A 16,833-nucleotide genomic window follows, 5' to 3' on the forward strand; every position below is an offset into this window, starting at 1 on the left:
TGCTCAAGGTCAACGGCCGACGCATTCTCTTTCGCGGGGTCAACCGTCACGAGTGGGACCCTGACACCGGCCGCACCCTGTCGGTCGAGACGATGCGCCGCGACCTCGAACTCATGAAGCGGCACAACGTCAATGCCGTGCGTACCAGCCACTATCCGCCGGATCGGCGCTTCCTGGACCTGTGCGACGAGCTCGGCGTCTGGGTCATCGACGAATGCGACCTCGAAACACACGGCTTCGATTTCCTCAGTCTCCGGGAGAATCCGGCGAAGGACCCCGCCTGGCGTGAGGCGTGCCTCGACCGCATGGCGCGCATGGTCGAACGCGACAAGAACCATCCGAGCGTCATCATGTGGTCCCTCGGCAACGAATGCCGCGAAGGCGAGAACCTCGAAGCGATGGCCGCCTGGGCCAAGGAACGCGATGCGGGGCGCCCGATCCACTACGAATGCGACCTCGACGCGAAATACGTGGACGTCGTCAGCCGGATGTACGTCGAACCGGCCGAACTCGAACGCATCGGCCGCCGCGAGGAGGACCCGTGCGAGGACCCGGCGCTCGACGAGCACCGCCGCAGCCTCCCGTTCATCCTCTGCGAATACGCCCACGCCATGGGCAACGGCCCCGGCGGCCTGAGCGAGTACCAGCGACTGTTCGAGCAGTATCCGCGCCTCCAAGGCGGATTCGTATGGGAGTGGATCGACCACGGCGTGCGCCGCCGCGCCGAGGATGGGCGCGAGTGGTTCGCCTACGGCGGCGACTTCGGCGAGCCGATCCACGACGGCAACTTCGTCGCCGACGGCCTGGTCTTCCCCGACCGCACCCCTTCTCCGGGTCTGATCGAGTACAAGAAGGTCGTCGAACCGGTCCAAATTCGCATCGACCCGCAGGCCGCGACCGTCACGGTCGCGAACGGGTACGACTTCGCCGACACCGCGCACCTGCGATTCACCTGGCGCATCGAGGACGACGGCGAGCCGGTCGCAAACGGCGCGCTCGACATGCCGACCACCGCGGCCGGAGCCTCGGCGTCCGTGCCCTGGCCCGACGAACTGCGCAAGGCGGCCGTGTCGGACGCCGAGGGCGAGCGATGGCTGACCGTGAGCGCTCATCTCGCCGCCGACACCGACTGGGCCGCAGCCGGACTCGAGATCTCTTGGGGCCAGGCCCCGATCTCGGTGCCGGTGGCGCCGCTCCCGACCGGACCGGGCGCCGCTCCCGAGACCACTGCCGACGGCCGCGCCCTCGGTCCGGCCGTGTTCGACGCCTTCGGGCGCCTGACCGCCTTGGGCGGCATCGAACTGGCGGGCCCCCGCCTGGACCTGTGGCGGGCACCGGCCGACAACGACCGGGTCGCCTGGGGCCACACCGACCTGGCCACCAAGTGGCGCGGCCGCGGCCTGGCGCTGGACCGGCTGGAGCACAAGACCCTCGCCGTCGAAGCGGCCTCGGGCGAGCTCGTGGTCGCCACCCGGGTCGGCGCCGCCGGCGCCGACAAGTCGATCGACGCCGTCTACCGCTGGTGCACCGACGCGACGGCACCCGGGCGCCTCTGGCTCACCGTCGAGGTGACACCGCACGGCGAGTGGGACGTGCCGATCCCGCGGCTCGGCCTGCGCCTGGCGGTGCCCACCCTCCTCGACCAGGTCGAATGGTTCGGCGGCGGCCCCGGCGAGGCCTACGCGGACTCCCGTGCCGCCGCGCGCATCGGCCGGTTCCGGTCCACCGTCGCCGGCCTCCAAACGCCCTACGTGTTCCCGCAGGAGAACGGCTCCCGCATCGACGTTCGCCGGGCGACCCTCTCCGGCGGAGGCCGCTCGCTCGGCTTCCTCGGCGCTCCGAGCTTCGCGCTCACGGTGCGGCCGTGGACGAGTGAGGACCTCGACGCGGCGAAGCACCCGACCGACCTCGTCGAACGCGACCGGCTCTACGTCAATCTCGACGCCGCCCTGCACGGGCTGGGCTCGGCCTCCTGCGGCCCGGGCGTCCTCCCGCAATACCGGCTGGAGGCGCAGCCGACCGCGTTCACGATCGGGTTCGAAGCGATCCATCCAGAGTGGAGCGGACAGTGACATCGACAGCCCGACCCGACGAGGACCCGGCGTTCGAGTGGACCCGCCCCGGTCTCCACCTGAGATTCGACCACGGCCACGACCGCCCCGTGCGGCTCGTGCGCCTGGCCACCGGGCCCGACGCGACCTCAGTAGCCGCGCCCTGGGCGATCGTCGACGTGTACACCCCCGGCGAGCACCGCGCCCGCAACAACCAGAGCCTCCTGCATTCGGGTGCCGGACAACGGCTCCGCTACACCGGGCACGAATCGCTCGGCGACGAGCTGCGCGTGCGCCAACACGATCCGCAGACCGGACTCGAGGTGACGAGCGCGTTCCGGGCCGCGGGGCCGGGTCTCCAGATCAGGCACACCGTGCGCAACACGTCCGAGCGCGAGGTCGTGCTGCTCTCGGTGAGCTCGGCGCTCGTGGCCGTCCCCGACGACGGCGGGCACGAGCTGCTCTGGGGCGAAAGCGAATGGCTGGCCGAGGGGCGCTGGCATCAGCGTCCGCTGGCCGAGCTGCTGCCCGACATCCACCCGGAGCTGCACGGGGGCCAGTACTCGCGCGGTCTGTTCTCGTTGACCAGCCACGGGAGCTGGTCGAGCGGTTCGTTCCTGCCGACCGGCGTCCTCGCGAGCGCCGACGGCCCCTCACTGGCCTGGCAGGTCGAGACCAGCGCCGGCTGGCACTGGGAGGCGGCGCTGACCGGCGGGACGGTCACCGTCGGCGTGCACGGCGCGACCGACATGCACCACCAGTTCGCCGCGCGCCTGGCCCCGGGCGAGGAGTTCACGAGCGTGCCGGCCGGGCTGTGCGTGGCCGACGGGGGCCGGGACGCGGCGTTCGCGGCCCTCACCGGCTACCGGCGCGCGATCCGCGGCCTGCGGGCGGTCGACGCGCGGCTTCCGGTGGTCTACAACGACTTCATGAACACCCTCATGGGGTGGCCGACGACGGAGCGGCTGCTGCCGCTCATCGAATCGGCGGCCGAGGCGGGCGCGGAGTACTTCTGCATCGACGCCGGTTGGTTCGCCGCCTTGAAAGGCAGCTGGTGGACGAACGCGGGCGACTGGTTCGAGGCGCCCGAGCGGTTCACCGGCGGTCTGGTCTCGGTCATCGACGCCATCCGCGCCAACGGGATGCGCCCGGGCCTGTGGCTGGAACCCGAGGCCGTGGGGGTCGAGTCGCCCGCGGCGCGGCGGCTTCCCGACGAGGCGTTCTTCCAGCGCTTCGGCGAGCGCGTCAGCGAGGCCGGGCACTTCCAGCTCGACCTGCGGCACCCGGCGGCGCGGGCGCACCTGGACGAGACCGTCGACCGGCTCGTGAACGAGTTCGGCATCGGGTTCTTCAAGCTCGACTACAACACGAACACGGGTCTGGGGACCGATGTGGACGCCGCCGGGCCGGGGGCCGGACTCCTGGGGCACACCCGGGCCCTGCGCGACTGGCTGCGCGACGCGCAGGCGCGGCACCCGGAGCTGCTGTTCGAGAACTGCGGCTCCGGCGGCATGCGCATGGACTACAACATCCTGTCCGTGGCGCACCTGCAGTCGACCTCAGACCAGCAGGACTTCCGGGCGTACGCGCCGATCGCCGCCGCCGCGCCCGCGAGCGTCCTCCCGGAGCAGGCCGGCAACTGGGCCTACCCGGCCGCCTCGATGAGCTTGGAGGAGACGGCGTTCGCGATGACGGCGGGCGTCATGGGGCGGATCTACCTCTCCGGGTTCCTCGGCGAGCTCGGCGCCGAGCAGTCCGCGCTGGTGCGCGAGGCCGTCGCGCTCCACAAGGACCGGCGCCATCGCATCGCCGAATCGCACCCGGCCTGGCCTCTCGGCCTCCCCGGCTGGGACGACGACGTGATCGCGCTGCAACTGGACGCCGGGTCCGAGTCGCTGCTGGCGTTGTGGTCGCGCGGCGGGGCCGCGGCGATCGCGCTGCCGGGCCTGCGCGGGCGGACGCTGGAACAGGTCTACCCGGCCGCTCTGCCGCCGTGGGCGATCCGCACCGACGGCGACGCGCCGGTCGTCGAGGTGCCGGCCGGCCCCGCCGCCCGGATCTTCGCCGTGCTGTAGCCGAGCCCGGGCCGCGGCATCGGAGCCGCGGCCCGGGCGCGGGTCACCAGGTCAATTCGGGACAGTCCCCGCCTCTGGAGCCGTTGCCCGCGCTGATCCAGTCGCTGCCCATGCTCTGGTGGATGATCTCGTCCTGCTCGGTCGCGGTGGCGACGTAGCAGATGAGCGTGCTGTCGGACAGGGTCAGGTCCCTGTCCAGTCGGGAACCCGCGCTGCCGTTGTTCTCGGCGCGGAACCAGCCCTGGCCGAAGGTGCAGAACCCCGTCGCGGCCATCCCGTCGGCGGCGGTGTCGTAGACGTACAGGTGATCGCCGTTCGGGTCGAAGCAGACCTTCGCTCCGGACGTCTGGACGCAGTTGCCGATCGCGGCCTGCGCCGGCGCGGCGAACGCGCCCGAGAGTCCCGCCATGGCGACGAGCGCCGTCAGGACGGCCAGGAGCCGTCTCCGGTTGCCGCGCAGTTCGAGTGATCGCATGGAACCTCCTCATTGATGATGTCCGACGAGGATGGGGCACCGCGGCACGATTCCTGCACGGAAACCGCACGAGCGGCTCGTCCGGCGTCTAGGCGTTCGGAAGGCCGTCGATCATCTTCCGGATGTTGGCCGCCCCGAACGGTTCGCTCGCCTCCAGGATCTCGCTCGCCCACACCCAGGAGGCCCGTGCCTCCGCGGTCCGCCCGAGGTCGGCGTACACCCGTCCCAGGCTCACGAAGACCTCGGCCTCGTTCGTGACGGCGTTCAGGGAGCGCGCGATCGCGATGGCGCGTTCGAAGACCGCGAACGCCTCGGCGGTGCGCCCGGACCGGTGGTGGATGTACGCGATGCTGTCCCAGACCTGGATCTGGGCCTCCTGGTTGCCCAGCCCTTCGAGCAGCGCGATCGCCTCCTCGCAGCTGGCGAGGGCTTCGTCGAGCCGTTCGGGCAGGTCGAGGTGGGCCAGGAGCCGACCGATCCCGTTGCGCGCGTCGGCCTGCCCGAGTTCACTGCCCGCCGCCTTGAACGCCTCGAGCGCGACGCGTTCGTGTTCCAGGGCCTTCGCGTAGTCCGCCTTGACGTTGAGGACGAACAGTGCGAAGTGGTGGTTCACGTTCCCCCGGTCGAGGTCGTCGGCCGCTTCGCAGAGCGCCAGGGCCCGCCCCAGGTGCTCCTCGGACGCGTCGGTGTCCCCGGTGTAGATCGACTGGTTCGCGATCATCCGGTGCGAGTACAGCTGCTTCGAGACGTCGCGCAGCCGTTCGGCGGCCGAGAGCGCTCGTCGCTGGGTGCGAATGATCTCCAGGCGCCGGGCCCGATTGTTGAGGTACGTGACGGTCGTCCACGCCAGGTTCCAGGCGGCGTCGTCGGCGCTCTGCTCGATGAGGTTGAGCACGACCGGGTACTCGGCGGCGAGCCATGCGAGCGCCGCGGGGCGATCGGGGAACGGGACGACGAGGACGCCGGGCGGGACGCGGCCGAGGTCGGGCACGCGGCCCCGCGGTGTGACCAGTTCCGCTGCGACGCAGCCTGAGCGGAGGTAGTGGTCGAGCATCCGCCCGGTCGCCTCCGCCGCCTCCTCGGGGTTTTCGGCGGCGAGCTCTCCGGCGTAGACGCGCAGGAGGTCGTGCACGGTGTAGCGGTCGGGAAGCGGCTCGCCGATCAGGCTCGCCGCGAGGAGTCGGGAGAGCAGCGGTCGCACCGCGGCGATCGGCCGTCCCGCCAGGCTGGCCGCCGCCGCGAGCGTGCAGTGCGGGCCGGGGTGCAGTCCGAGGAGCCGGAACAGTCTCGCGGCCTCGTCGCCGAGCGAGGCGATCGACCAGGAGAAGACCGCTCTGACGTCGGTGAGCGGGTCGTCCTCCGCGAACGCTCCGAGGCCGTCCTCGACGCCGTCGAGTTGGTCGGCGAAGTGCCCGAGCGGGAACCGCGGCTGCGTCGCCGCGCGCGTGGCGAGGATCGCCAGCGCCAGAGGGAGCCCGCCGCACACCGCGATGATCCGTTGCACCGCATCGGGTTCGGCGGCGACCCGCGCGGCGCCGACGCGCTGTTCCAGCATCAGTGTCGCCTGTTCCCGGTCGAGCACGTCGAGTTTGACGAGATCGGCGCCCTCGGTGACGGCCAGGCCCGTCAAGAGGTTGCGACTGGTCGCGAGCGTGAAGTTCCCCGGGCCGCCGGGCAGGAGCGGACGGACCTGCGCGGCGTCTTCGGCGTTGTCGAGGACGACCAGCACGCGCCGGTCCGCGAGCATGTTCCGGTAGAGGTCGAGTTGGGCCGCAACGGAGTCGGGGAGGCGCTCGGCGGGGATGCCGAACGCCTCGAGGAAGCGGCGGACCACGCTTTCGGGTCGGACGGCGGCGCCGTGCGGGTCGAAGCCCTGAAGGTCGGCGTACAGCTGCCCGTCGGGGAACCGGTCGGCGGCCTTGCGGGCCCAGTGGACCGCCAGGGTGGTCTTGCCGATGCCCCCGGTCCCCGCGACGACCACCAGGTTCGCGTCGCCCTCGGCGAGCGCACGGAGGCGGTCGAGTTCCACTTCGCGGCCGGTGAAGCCCGGGAGGGCGGCGGGCAGGAGCGCCGGGGAGATTCGCGAATCGCTCTGCGTCGCAGGAGGAACGGGGGCCGAGTGGAGGTCGAGGCCCGGGTCTTCGCGGAGGATCGCGGTGTGCGTCTCGCGCAGGGTGCGGTCGGGGTCGATGCCGAGTTCGTCCGCGAGCCGGGCGCGCAGGTCCTCATAGGCCCGCAGCGCCGTCGCCGCGTCGCCGCAGCGGTAGAGCGCGAGCATGAGCCGGCCGGTGAACTGCTGGCGGTGCGGGTGCGCGGCCGCGGCGGCGCGGAGTTCGTCGACGGTCTCGCGGTGGCGCCCGAGCGCCAGCAGCGCGTCGAAGCGGGCTTCGGCGGCGTCGAGCCGCGACTCCTCCAGGCCGACGCCGATGGAGGCGATCAGGTCGCCGCCGTGTCCTGCGAGGACCGGCCCGCGCCAGCGCTCCAGGGCCGTGGTCAGGAGCTGCGCGGCGGACTCGGCATCCGAGGCGCTTTTAGCCTGGGCCACTTCGGCTTTGAACAGGGACAGGTCGGACCGGGCGTGCAGCAGCCGGTAGCCGTCGCCGGCTTGTTCGATCGGGTCCGCCGCCGCCAGGGCCCTGCGCAGTGCGGCGACGGTGTTCTGGACCTGGCGGCGGGCGGTCGCCGGCGGCTCGCCGTCCCACATGGCCGCGATGAACCGATGCATCGGCACGGTCAGGCCGGCGTCGAGGATCAGGACCGCCAACGCCCGCCGCTGCAACGGGCCCCGCAGGGGCACCTCGACGCCGTCGTGCAGCACCTCGAGGGGGCCGAGGACGCGGAATTCCACGGATACTCCTCCAGAAGCTCTGTCGCTCAACGGAATGTCGACTCTCAGGCTATCGGGATCCGCGCTCGTGCACAGGTCGTGTCGGCCTCATGCGGCGCCGTCTCGGCTCCCAGAGCGCTGGGACGCCGGGACCCGCGACACCGCTTCCGACGATCCCGTACAGTGCCAAGTCGTTCATGGATTCGGAGGCTGACGTGCGCGCAGTGCTGCTGGGTGGGACCGGCGCCATCGGCGGGGCGACGGCGATGCTGTTGTCCGAAGCCGGATGGCGGGTGGAGGTGACCGGCCGCGACCGGTCCCGAATGCCGAAGGCGATGTCCGAGGCGGGTGTGCGTTTCCACCGGCTCGAGCGAAGCGACGCCCGGGGTGTGGAACGCCTCGTCGGCGACGGCGCCGACCTGCTGGTCGATCTCGTGGCCTACACCGCCGAGGACGTGCGGGCCCTGCTGCCGGCCATGTCCTCCGTGCAGTGCCCGGTCCTGATATCGGGCCGGGCCGTCTACGTCGACGACGCCGGGCGCCACCTCAACGGCGACGAGCCGCCGCAGTTCGATCGGCCCGTCGGTGAAGCGGCGCCGACGCTGGCGCCCGCACCGGACGGCACGGACCCGTTCACCCGCGAAGGCTACGGTCCCTGCAAGGCCGCCGCCGAGCTGACCGCCCTGGAATCAGGACTCCCGGTCACCGTCGTCAGGCCCTCGAAGGTGCACGGGCGATGGGCCCGCAACGCCCGGACCAGGACGATCATCGACCGGATGCGCAGCGGCGAACGGAGCATCGCGCTCGCACAGGCGGACACGATCGATCACCTCACTGCGGCGCGGAATGCCGCGGCCCTGATCAACACGGTCGCGGACCGTCCCGGTAGCCGGATTCTGAACGCCGCGGACCCCGACACCCCGACCGCCGAGGAGATCGTGCGCGCCATCGCCGCCGAACTCTCCTGGGACGGGCGGATCGAACGCGTCCCAGACGGTTCCGAGCAGGGCCGCCACCCGTGGCAGACCCCGATGGTCCTGGATACGACCGCCGCGCTCGAACTCGGCTACGAGCCGGTCGGCAAGGGCGTCGAACTCCTCGCCGAGGAGATCCGATGGCTGGTGGGCGACTCCGACCGGTAGGAATTCCGGACAGTGCGGCAGATTCGCCTGAGGCTCCGTGAGCGCGGTGCCGCCGGTCCCCGCCGGCGGCCGCGGCGGGGACCTCTCGCCTCTCAGAGCTTGTAGCCTCCGGAGACCTCGATGCTCTGGGCGGTGATCCACCGGGACTCGTCCGAGCACAGCGCCGCGATCGCGGCGCCGACGTCGTCCGGTTCGCCGATGCGCCCGAGCGCGGTGTCGTCCGCGAGCGGCGCGGCGAGTTCGGGGAACCGCTCGAACGCGTTGTCGCCCAACCTCGTCCGCGTCGGACCGGGCGCGATCGCGTTCACCCGGATGCCGCGGTCGCTGAACTCCTTGGCCATGAAGCGGGTCAGGACGATCAGGCCGCCCTTGAGCGAGGCGTACACCGAGTACCCGGGCGCCGCTTCGGAACTCGTCGCGCTGCTGCTCGTGGTGTTGACGATCGCGCCGCCGTCCTCGATGAGCGGCAGGAACGCCTGCGTGAGGAAGTACGGGCCTTTGAGCAGGACCCGCGTCAAGTCGTCGAACAGCTCCTCGGTGGTGTCCGCGAACGGCGCCATGCGCGCCCGGCCGCCGTTGTTCACCAGCGCGGCGACGCCCGTGGCGCCCCACGTGTCCGCGAGCGCGGCGACCACCTGCCGCTTGAACTCCGGGAACTCCTCGGTGCGGCCGAGATCGAGCGGCAGTGCGACCGCCTGCGTGCCCGCCTTCTCGACCGCGGCAACGGTTTCGAGGCCGCGTTCGCGGCTGCCGGTGTAGGTGACGATGACGCCCCAGCCGCGTTCGGCGAGCTGGACGGCGGCGCTGCGCCCGATGCCGGAGCTGCCGCCGGTGACGATGGCGATGGGCATGATGTTCCTCCGATATGGATCGATCACTGTGCTGCCGCCAGGGGATCTGTCGGCAATCCGTGCAGATCAAGCAAAGCGCCGCGGGCGCCGATCCCGTAGGCCGATCGTGTCGAGGTCTTGCACGATCCTGCTTCGATCGGCAGGATCGATCGGCGGCTCCCGCAGCTGGTGCTTGAATCGACCCATGTCCCTGGAAGAGCTGCGCGGCCTCATCATCCGCCACGCGCGCGACGACGACACCACCTTGATCGACGGCGTGCTCCTGTCCGTGGCGCCCGTCGCGGCCCCGCCGAGCGCCCATCCCTCCGGCACCTGCCTGGCGCTCATCGCGCAGGGCGCGAAGCGCATCGTGCTGGGCGACCGCGCCTTCGACTACCGCGAGGGCCAGTACCTGGTGGCGTCGGTCGACCTGCCGGTCACGGGCCAGTTCGTCGAGGCGAGCCGCGACCGGCCCGCCGTCGGGTTCGGGCTGACGCTGCGACCCGCCGTCATCGCCGAACTGCTCCTGGACCACGCCGACGCGCTCGCGCCCCGGGACGACCGCGGCGCTCCGCTCGGTTTGACCGTCAGCGACGCCTCGGACGAACTCATCGACGCCGCGATCCGCATGGTGCGGCTGCTGGAGCGCCCGCGCGACCGCCCGGTCCTGGCGCCGATGATCGAACGCGAGATCCTCTGGCTGCTGATCAACAGCGACCAGGGCGCCGCCGTCCGGCAGCTCGGCCTCGCCGACAGCAGCCTCTCCCACGTCAGCCGGGTCGCCCGGTGGATTCGCGACCACTACGCCGAACGGCTCCGGGTCGAGGATCTCGCCCGCATGTCGCGGCTCAGCACCTCGGCGTTCCACCGCAGCTTCCGGGCGGTCACCACGATGACCCCGATCCAGTTCCAGAAGCAGATCCGCCTGCACCAGGCCCGCCTGCTGCTGGCGACGCGCAGCGACGACGTCACCCGCATCGGCCTCGCCGTGGGCTACGACAGCGTCTCGCAGTTCAGCCGCGAGTACCGGCGCCTCTTCGGCGTCCCTCCCAGCGAGGACGCCGCCCGGATGCGCGGCGCGGAGTAACGGGCATGGAAATCCAGCGACAGAACTCGGTTCAGTGCGCCATGCTATGTGTAGTGTAAAGTGACACTATCTATTTCTCACCCTTCAAGGAGGCTCCGTGAGCCCTCGCTCAATCGAACTCGCCACTCGCATCGCCCTGGTCGCCATGGGCCTGTTCACCGCCGTGCCGGTGCTGTCCCTGATCCAACCCGGGCAGCTCGAATCCGGTTACGGCATCGTCGACCCCGACCCGATGCTCCTGACACTGCTCCAGCACCGCGGCGTGTTCCAGGCGCTCGCCGGGGCCGCCCTCGTCTGGGCCGCGGCGCGCCCCGACGTCCGCATCCCCGTCGCCGCCGGCGTGATCGTCGCGAAGACCACCGCCCTGGTGCTCACCGTGTCCCGCCCGCAGGCCCAAGCTCAGGCCGACCCCTTCATCCAAGGCTTCGACGTCTTCTGCGTCCTCGCACTGGCCCTGATCATCGCGGGCACGGCGCGGGGCACGTGGGCCCTCGGCCTGAGGCGGCACCGCGGCGGCGGGCGCGCGGTGGAGCGGCGCCGCCGCTTCGTATAGTCGGGACTCGCCGATCCGGGCGGGAGAAAGGAACCTGCGCATGCGAATGACGGAGCTCAGCGAGCGCTCCGGGGTGCCCATCCCCACCATCCGCTACTACATCCGCGAGGGCATCCTCCCGGCCGGCCGCCTCACCAGCCCGAATCAGGCGACGTACGACGAAACGCACGTCCACCGCCTCACGCTCATCCGCGCCATGGTCGAGGTCGGGGAGATGCCGATCGCGGCCGTCGCCAAGCTCTTCGACCACCTCCAGAGCAAGAGCGCCGACGAGTACGTGACGCTCGGCCTCGTGCAGTACGCGCTGGCGGACACGTCCGCCGCGGAGGCTGCCGCTCCCGATGACGAAGCGCTTGTCGAGGTCGGCGACCTGCTGGACCGGCTCGATTGGCAGGTCCGCGAGCAGCACCCGTCCCGCGCGGCCCTCGCCGCCGCCGTGCGCAGCCTCCGGCGGCTCGGCCACGGCGACGTCGTCGACCTGCTGGAGCGCTATGCGGCCGCCGCACACGAACTCGCCGAAGCGGAAGTCGGCCTCGTGATGCGGCGAGACGACCTCGACGGCCGCGCCGAAGCCGTCGTCACGATCGGCGTGCTCGGCGACGCCATGCTCGCCGCGGTCCGGAGACTGGCCCAAGAGGACGTCGCCACCCGAATCCTCAAGGAACCCAAGGAATTAAGGCCGTCGACCCCGGTGAAGCCTGGTCTGAGGGGAGCGCGTCGGTGATCGCCGCTTCGAGCCGGCGTGCGACCCGGTCGAGGGGCGTGATGCTGCGTTTGGCGCGGCACATGGCAACGGCGCCTTCGACGGCGGCCACGATGAGGGCCGCGAGCTCCACCGCCTCGTCGGGTTCGGCCCCGTGCCCGCGAAGGGACTCGGCGAGCAGCCGCTCCCAGTCCTCGAAGACCGTCGCGGCCGCGAGGAGTTCGGGCGGGGCCGCTTCGTCGGCGGGCTCCTCGACCGCGACCGCGAGCACGGGGCACCCGGCCCGGTAGCCGGTCTTGACGACGACGCCGCGCCACAGGCCCAGGAAGGCCCGGAGCCCGGCGACCGGACCGGCCGCGAGTTCTCGTTGCAGGAGTCGGGCCACGGCCTCGCCGGCGTACTGGACGGCCTCGGTGGCGACCTGCCGCTTCCCTTGGGGGAAATAGTGATAGGTCGAGCCCAGGGGCGCGTCCGCGTGCTTGGCGAGTTCGCGGATGCTCGCGGCGTTCAAGCCGCGCCTGCTGATCAGGTCGGCCGCACCGGCCACGATCCGCTCGCGCGAGGGCGCCTTCGACGCTGCCACATCGATCCCCTTCCATGGTTATGACACTCGTGATAGCCTACCGCCACCACGTTCTATTACAGTCGTTATAACCCATGGAAGGGGCCATCAATGCCGATGATCCGACTCACCGCCCCGGCGGGATCGCTCAGCGACGGCGGCCGCGCCACGGTCCAGAAGGACCTGGCCGCCGCACTGCTGCGATGGGAGCGGGCGCCCGAGAACGCGTTCTTCCGCTCCCAGGCCTGGAGCTACCTCATCGAACTGCCCGGAGGTGCGCAGACCACCGCCGAGGACGACGCCCCGCGCTACCTGGTGGAGGTCACGGTTCCCCAAGGGTCCCTGTCCGAACGGCGCAAGGCCGGTCTGGTCGAGGAGACCACCCGGATCGTCCTCGAAGCCGCCGGACTCGACGCCGCCGACGCGATGCGCGTCTGGGTCCAGATCCGCGAGCAGCCCGACGGCACCTGGGGCGTGGGCGGCGACATCTACCGATTCGCCGACATCGTGGCCCTGGCGAAGGAGCAGGCCGGCGGCTGAATCCATCGGTCGCGGCACACCAGAAAGATAGGACCAATGTCTAGGCAGGTGCGACAACTGGGAGGAAAAATAGGAATAAGTACGGATGTGGCAACAGAACGTAGGCGGTTCTGATGTAAAGATCTGATCTTTTCTCGCTCTGAGCATTGACTGCGCTGGATCCTGGATTTACCGTGAACATTCACGAAGTTGGATCGCGAAGGAGCGAGCGTGAATGTCTTGAACGGGGAGTGCCGCCTTCTGGCACACAAGACGACGGGACCGGAACGGTGACCGCGGCGGTGGAATCACGGGCCGCGACCACCGTCCGCGAACGCAGGAGAAGGACGCGCCGACGGAACCTCCGCCGGCACTGGCAGCTCTACGTGCTGCTCATCCTCCCCGTCGCCTACTTCGTCGTCTTCCAGTACATCCCGATGGCGAACAACGTGATCGCGTTCAAGGACTACAACGTGGTCGCCGGGATCTGGGGCAGCCCCTGGGCCGGGTTCGATCACTTCGAGCGGTTCTTCGCCAACCCCGTCGCCTGGGACCTCATCCGCAACACCCTGATGCTGAGCCTCTACGGCTTCCTGGCCGGGTTCCCCATCCCGATCATCCTCGCCCTGGCCCTCAACGAGGTCCGCGCGCGCTTCTTCAAGCGCACCGTCCAGATGGTCACGTACGCGCCGTACTTCCTCTCCACGGTCATCGTCGTCTCGATGCTCATCCTGATCTTCTCGCCCCGGATCGGCTTCATGTCCGACGCACTCGGCTTCTTCGGGATGAACTCGAACCTCCTCGCCGACCCCGACGCCTTCAGGAGCGTCTACGTCTGGAGCGACGTCTGGCAGACCGCCGGGTACTCGGCGATCATCTACATGGCCGCGCTCGCCGGCGTCGACCCGAGCCTGTACGAGGCCGCCCGGCTCGACGGGGCCAGCCGCCTCCAGAAGATCTGGCACGTCGACCTGCCCGGCATCGCCCCCACGGTCGTGGTGGTGATGGTCCTCAGCGTCGGCAGCGTCATGGCGATCGGCTTCGAGAAGGCGTTCCTGCTCCAGAACCCCCTCAACCTCTCCACCTCGGAGATCATCGCGACCTACACGTACAAGATCGGTCTGCTCAGCGCCGACTTCAGCCTCGCGACCGCGGTCGGGCTGTTCAACTCCGTCATCAATCTCATCCTGCTCCTGGCCGTCAACACCGTCTCCAAGCGCGTGACCGGCAACGGACTGTGGTGAAGGGAGCGCATGCAATGACACTCACGACCGCGACCCCCTCGGCGACCGAGCCGAAGGCCAAGCGCCGCAAGCCGAAGCGCCGCCGCGCCGCCCATGTGCAGGACACCCGCGTGGACCGGATCTTCATGATCGGCGTCTACGCCCTCCTGACAACGTTCCTGCTCATCATCCTCATCCCGCTGGCCAACATCGTGGCCAGCTCGTTCTCCAGCCCCGCGGCCGTGTCGGGCGGGCGGGTGTTCCTGTGGCCGGTGGACTTCACGCTCATCGGGTACGAAGCGGTGCTCGCCAATGAGGCCGTCCTCACGGGATTCGCCAACTCGGTGTTCTACGCCGTCGTCGGCACGCTCGTCAGCGTCACCCTCACGGTGATGATCGCCTACCCGCTCTCGCGCACCGAACTCGTGGGCCGCCGCGTGCTCATCGGCGGCGTCCTGTTCACGATGCTGTTCTCGGGCGGCCTGATCCCGACCTACATGGTCGTGCGGGCGCTCGGCCTCCTCGACACCCGCTGGGCGATCATCCTCCCCGCCGCGATCGCCGCCTGGCAGGTGCTCATCGCCATGACCTTCTTCCGCTCCTCCATCCCGGGGGAGCTGTACGAGGCGGCCCAGCTCGACGGCGCCTCCGACCTCCGCTTCCTGTGGTCGATCGTGCTGCCGCTGTCGAAGCCGCTCCTGGCGGTCATCGCGCTCATGTACGGCATCGGGCAGTGGAACTCGTACTTCAGCGCCCTGATCTACCTGCGCAGCGAGGATCTCTATCCCCTGCAACTGGTGCTGCGCGACATCCTGATCGTCAACAACAGCGGGGGGACGAACATCGCCGACCAGCTGGCGGCCCAGCAGATGGCAGACCTCATGAAGTTCTCGCTCATCGTGGTCTCCACCGTGCCGGTCCTGCTCGTCTACCCGTTCGTGGCCCGGCACTTCACCAAGGGCGTGATGCTCGGCTCCGTGAAGGGCTAGCGGCATGCGCGCTTCGATCTCATCCCTCGACACCCGTCAACTCCTCATCGAAAGGCAGTCAACGATGACCAGCAGATTCACCCGAGCGGCAGCGGCCGGAGCGGCACTCGCCGTGTCCGCCGGCGCGTTCGCCGCGTGCTCTTCGGAACCGGAGACCACTCCGGACGACGTGATCACCATCTTCGCCCCCCAGGACACCGGACAGGGACAGGACCTGGAGGACAACGCCTTCACGAAGGTGATCGAAGAGAAGTTCGACGTCGACCTCCAGTTCGAGACGACCACCTGGGACGGGACCGCGGCCGCGGAGAAGCGGCAGATCTCCCTCGCCAGCGGCGACTACCCGGACGCGTACATGCTCATCCCGTGGGTCGACCAGTTCAGCGGCGACGAGCTGGTGAAGCTCGGCGGCCAGGGCGTGATCCTGCCGCTCGACGACCTCATCGGCGAGGACACCCCGAACCTCACCGCCGCCTTCGAGAAGGAGCCCGGCTTCAAGGAGCTGGCGACCTCCGCTGACGGGAAGATCTGGGGGATTCCCGCCTGGAACGACTGCTACCACTGCTCGTACCCTTCGAAACTGTGGATGAACTCCGCCTGGCTGGACACGCTGGGCCTGGAGCAGCCCACCACGCCCGAAGAGCTGCGGACGGTGCTGGAGGCGTTCAAGACCCAGGACCCCAACGGGAACGGCGAAGCCGACGAGATCCCCCTGTCCGGGGCGGGCGGCGTCTCGCTCCTGACGTACCTGCTGAACCCGTTCGTCTACACCGCGGAGATGTACTCGAACGCGGAGGGCGTGACCCCGGCCTCGCTCGGTGCCGTGGACGGGAAGGTGACCCTCCAGCCGACCCGCGACGAATGGCGCGACGGGATCGCCTACGCAACCTCCCTGTACGAGGACGGGCTGATCGACGAGGGCACCTTCACGCAGAACGGTGAGGCGCTCATCGCCAAGGGCGGCAGCGCGGAGGGCGTGATCCTCGGAGCGGTCGGCATCATGCACCCGTGGTTCGTCCCCCTCGCCCAGGAGGATCGCTACACGCAGTATGAGGCGGTCCCGCCGCTGACCGGGCCGGCCGGCAGCAACGCGTTCTGGAGCGGCGGCGGCGCGGGCGCCGCACCCGGCGCGACCTTCGTCATCACGAACCGCTCCAGTGAGGCCAAGCAGCAGAAGCTCATGCAGATCCTGGACTTCATGGTCTCCTACGAGGGCCACCTCCAAGGCGAGTTCGGCGTCGAGGGCGTCAACTGGGTCAGGCCCGAAGAGGGCGACGTGGCCCTCGACGAGACCCTTGAGCCGAACTTCGAGGTCGTCAGGGTTCCCACCGAGGAGACCTTGACGAACTCCTGGGGTCCGATCGCGCAGTTCTTCAGCGACGCGGAGTTCCGCAACAGCCAGGTCACCGCGACCGACGTCGACACGCCCGAAGGCTACGAGCGCCGCTTCTTCGAAGCCACCGAGCTCTACGAGGGCCACGAGTCCGACGAGCTGTTCCCGTACTGGGAGGTCGACGTCACCGGCGAGACCGCGACGGAGCTCGCCACGATCCAGACCAACGTGGAGAACTTCGTCGTCCAGGCGAGCGCGGAGTTCGTCACCGGTGTCCGCGACATCGAGAGCGACGAGGACTGGGCCGAGTTCCAGCAGAACCTCACCGAACTCGGCGCCGACCGCTACGTCGAGATCTACCAAGAGGCCTGGGACGCCTCGAAGTAGTCCCCTTCACGAACGGGCGGGCCGCCTCCGGGTCAGGACGAGGAGGCGGCCCGCCACCACCACGCCAATCGAGGAGA

At 70.1% G+C, this 16,833-nt stretch carries 14 protein-coding genes; 10 read left to right on the forward strand and 4 right to left on the reverse strand.

Annotated elements, in window-relative coordinates; genetic code table 11:
- Both BLQ63_RS19155 and BLQ63_RS19160 read left to right on the forward strand, forming a co-directional pair.
- Window positions 1-2,072 (forward strand): glycoside hydrolase family 2 TIM barrel-domain containing protein (locus BLQ63_RS19155; RefSeq protein WP_091038871.1); only part of this gene is annotated, 2,072 nt, incomplete at its 5' end.
- A complete protein-coding gene (locus BLQ63_RS19160) occupies window positions 2,069-4,126 on the forward strand; it encodes a glycoside hydrolase family 36 protein (protein WP_218125361.1) in 2,058 nt (685 codons plus the stop codon). The genes BLQ63_RS19155 and BLQ63_RS19160, both read left to right, overlap by 4 nt.
- 43 nt (window positions 4,127-4,169) lie before the next feature.
- Here the strand turns inward: BLQ63_RS19160 and BLQ63_RS19165 are convergent, their stop codons facing one another.
- Both BLQ63_RS19165 and BLQ63_RS29670 read right to left on the reverse strand, forming a co-directional pair.
- Window positions 4,170-4,601 carry a hypothetical protein gene (locus tag BLQ63_RS19165; protein ID WP_091038873.1) on the reverse strand — a complete coding sequence of 144 codons (432 nt, stop codon included), beginning with the start codon at window positions 4,599-4,601 and terminating at the stop codon, window positions 4,170-4,172.
- 88 nt (window positions 4,602-4,689) lie between these two features.
- Window positions 4,690-7,449 carry an AfsR/SARP family transcriptional regulator gene (locus tag BLQ63_RS29670; RefSeq protein WP_091038876.1) on the reverse strand — a complete coding sequence of 920 codons (2,760 nt, stop codon included), beginning with the start codon at window positions 7,447-7,449 and terminating at the stop codon, window positions 4,690-4,692.
- 176 nt (window positions 7,450-7,625) lie between these two features.
- Between BLQ63_RS29670 and BLQ63_RS19175 the strand changes: the two genes are divergently transcribed.
- Window positions 7,626-8,570: an NAD-dependent epimerase/dehydratase family protein gene (locus BLQ63_RS19175; RefSeq protein ID WP_091038878.1), complete on the forward strand. Its 945-nt coding sequence runs from the start codon at window positions 7,626-7,628 to the stop codon at window positions 8,568-8,570.
- 92 nt (window positions 8,571-8,662) lie between these two features.
- Here the strand turns inward: BLQ63_RS19175 and BLQ63_RS19180 are convergent, their stop codons facing one another.
- A complete protein-coding gene (locus BLQ63_RS19180) occupies window positions 8,663-9,421 on the reverse strand; it encodes an SDR family NAD(P)-dependent oxidoreductase (RefSeq protein WP_091038880.1) in 759 nt (252 codons plus the stop codon).
- Window positions 9,422-9,605: 184 nt separating this feature from the next.
- Here BLQ63_RS19180 and BLQ63_RS19185 point away from each other — a divergent pair, with 184 nt between their 5' ends.
- The 3 genes from BLQ63_RS19185 to BLQ63_RS19195 all read left to right on the forward strand — a co-directional run bounded on the left by BLQ63_RS19185 (window position 9,606) and on the right by BLQ63_RS19195 (window position 11,764).
- The gene (locus BLQ63_RS19185; protein ID WP_091038883.1) at window positions 9,606-10,487 is read left to right on the forward strand and encodes an AraC family transcriptional regulator; all 882 of its coding nucleotides are present in this window, start codon (window positions 9,606-9,608) and stop codon (window positions 10,485-10,487) included.
- A 97-nt stretch (window positions 10,488-10,584) separates the two neighbouring features.
- A complete protein-coding gene (locus BLQ63_RS19190; RefSeq protein WP_143014996.1) occupies window positions 10,585-11,040 on the forward strand; it encodes a hypothetical protein in 456 nt (151 codons plus the stop codon).
- A gap of 40 nt (window positions 11,041-11,080) precedes the next feature.
- Window positions 11,081-11,764, forward strand: a complete 684-nt coding sequence (locus tag BLQ63_RS19195) for a MerR family transcriptional regulator (protein WP_091038888.1) — start codon at window positions 11,081-11,083, stop codon at window positions 11,762-11,764.
- Here the strand turns inward: BLQ63_RS19195 and BLQ63_RS19200 are convergent.
- On the reverse strand, window positions 11,697-12,326 hold the full coding sequence (locus BLQ63_RS19200; protein ID WP_091038890.1) for a TetR/AcrR family transcriptional regulator: 630 nt from the start codon (window positions 12,324-12,326) through the stop codon (window positions 11,697-11,699). The genes BLQ63_RS19195 and BLQ63_RS19200 overlap by 68 nt on opposite strands.
- Window positions 12,327-12,416: 90 nt before the next feature.
- On the opposite strand from BLQ63_RS19200, the gene BLQ63_RS19205 reads away from it, so the two are divergent.
- From BLQ63_RS19205 to BLQ63_RS19220, 4 genes are all read left to right on the forward strand, one after another.
- A complete protein-coding gene (locus tag BLQ63_RS19205; protein ID WP_091038892.1) occupies window positions 12,417-12,845 on the forward strand; it encodes a tautomerase family protein in 429 nt (142 codons plus the stop codon).
- Window positions 12,846-13,126: 281 nt separating this feature from the next.
- Window positions 13,127-14,068: an ABC transporter permease gene (locus tag BLQ63_RS19210; RefSeq protein ID WP_218125362.1), complete on the forward strand. Its 942-nt coding sequence runs from the start codon at window positions 13,127-13,129 to the stop codon at window positions 14,066-14,068.
- Window positions 14,069-14,082: 14 nt separating this feature from the next.
- Window positions 14,083-15,036, forward strand: a complete 954-nt coding sequence (locus tag BLQ63_RS19215) for a carbohydrate ABC transporter permease (protein ID WP_143014997.1) — start codon at window positions 14,083-14,085, stop codon at window positions 15,034-15,036.
- A 64-nt stretch (window positions 15,037-15,100) separates the two neighbouring features.
- Window positions 15,101-16,756 (forward strand): extracellular solute-binding protein, encoded by a 1,656-nt coding sequence (locus BLQ63_RS19220; RefSeq protein WP_177155015.1) that lies wholly within the window; start codon window positions 15,101-15,103, stop codon window positions 16,754-16,756.
- The last annotated feature ends 77 nt before the right edge of the window (window positions 16,757-16,833 follow it).

Origin of the sequence: Glycomyces harbinensis (assembly GCF_900101745.1) — a bacterium.
GTDB classification, from domain to species: domain Bacteria; phylum Actinomycetota; class Actinomycetes; order Mycobacteriales; family Micromonosporaceae; genus Glycomyces; species Glycomyces harbinensis.

Excerpts from the sequence above, each read along its gene's own strand:
- BLQ63_RS19205 (WP_091038892.1), top strand. The coding sequence starts at position 12,417 with ATGCCGATGATCCGACTCACCGCCCCGGCGGGATCGCTCAGCGACGGC.
- BLQ63_RS19185 (WP_091038883.1), top strand. The coding sequence starts at position 9,606 with ATGTCCCTGGAAGAGCTGCGCGGCCTCATCATCCGCCACGCGCGCGAC.
- BLQ63_RS19195 (WP_091038888.1), top strand. The coding sequence starts at position 11,081 with ATGCGAATGACGGAGCTCAGCGAGCGCTCCGGGGTGCCCATCCCCACC.
- BLQ63_RS19175 (WP_091038878.1), top strand. The coding sequence starts at position 7,626 with ATGGATTCGGAGGCTGACGTGCGCGCAGTGCTGCTGGGTGGGACCGGC.
- BLQ63_RS19165 (WP_091038873.1), bottom strand. The coding sequence starts at position 4,601 with ATGCGATCACTCGAACTGCGCGGCAACCGGAGACGGCTCCTGGCCGTC.
- BLQ63_RS19215 (WP_143014997.1), top strand. The coding sequence starts at position 14,083 with ATGACACTCACGACCGCGACCCCCTCGGCGACCGAGCCGAAGGCCAAG.
- BLQ63_RS19180 (WP_091038880.1), bottom strand. The coding sequence starts at position 9,421 with ATGCCCATCGCCATCGTCACCGGCGGCAGCTCCGGCATCGGGCGCAGC.
- BLQ63_RS19220 (WP_177155015.1), top strand. The coding sequence starts at position 15,101 with ATGACCAGCAGATTCACCCGAGCGGCAGCGGCCGGAGCGGCACTCGCC.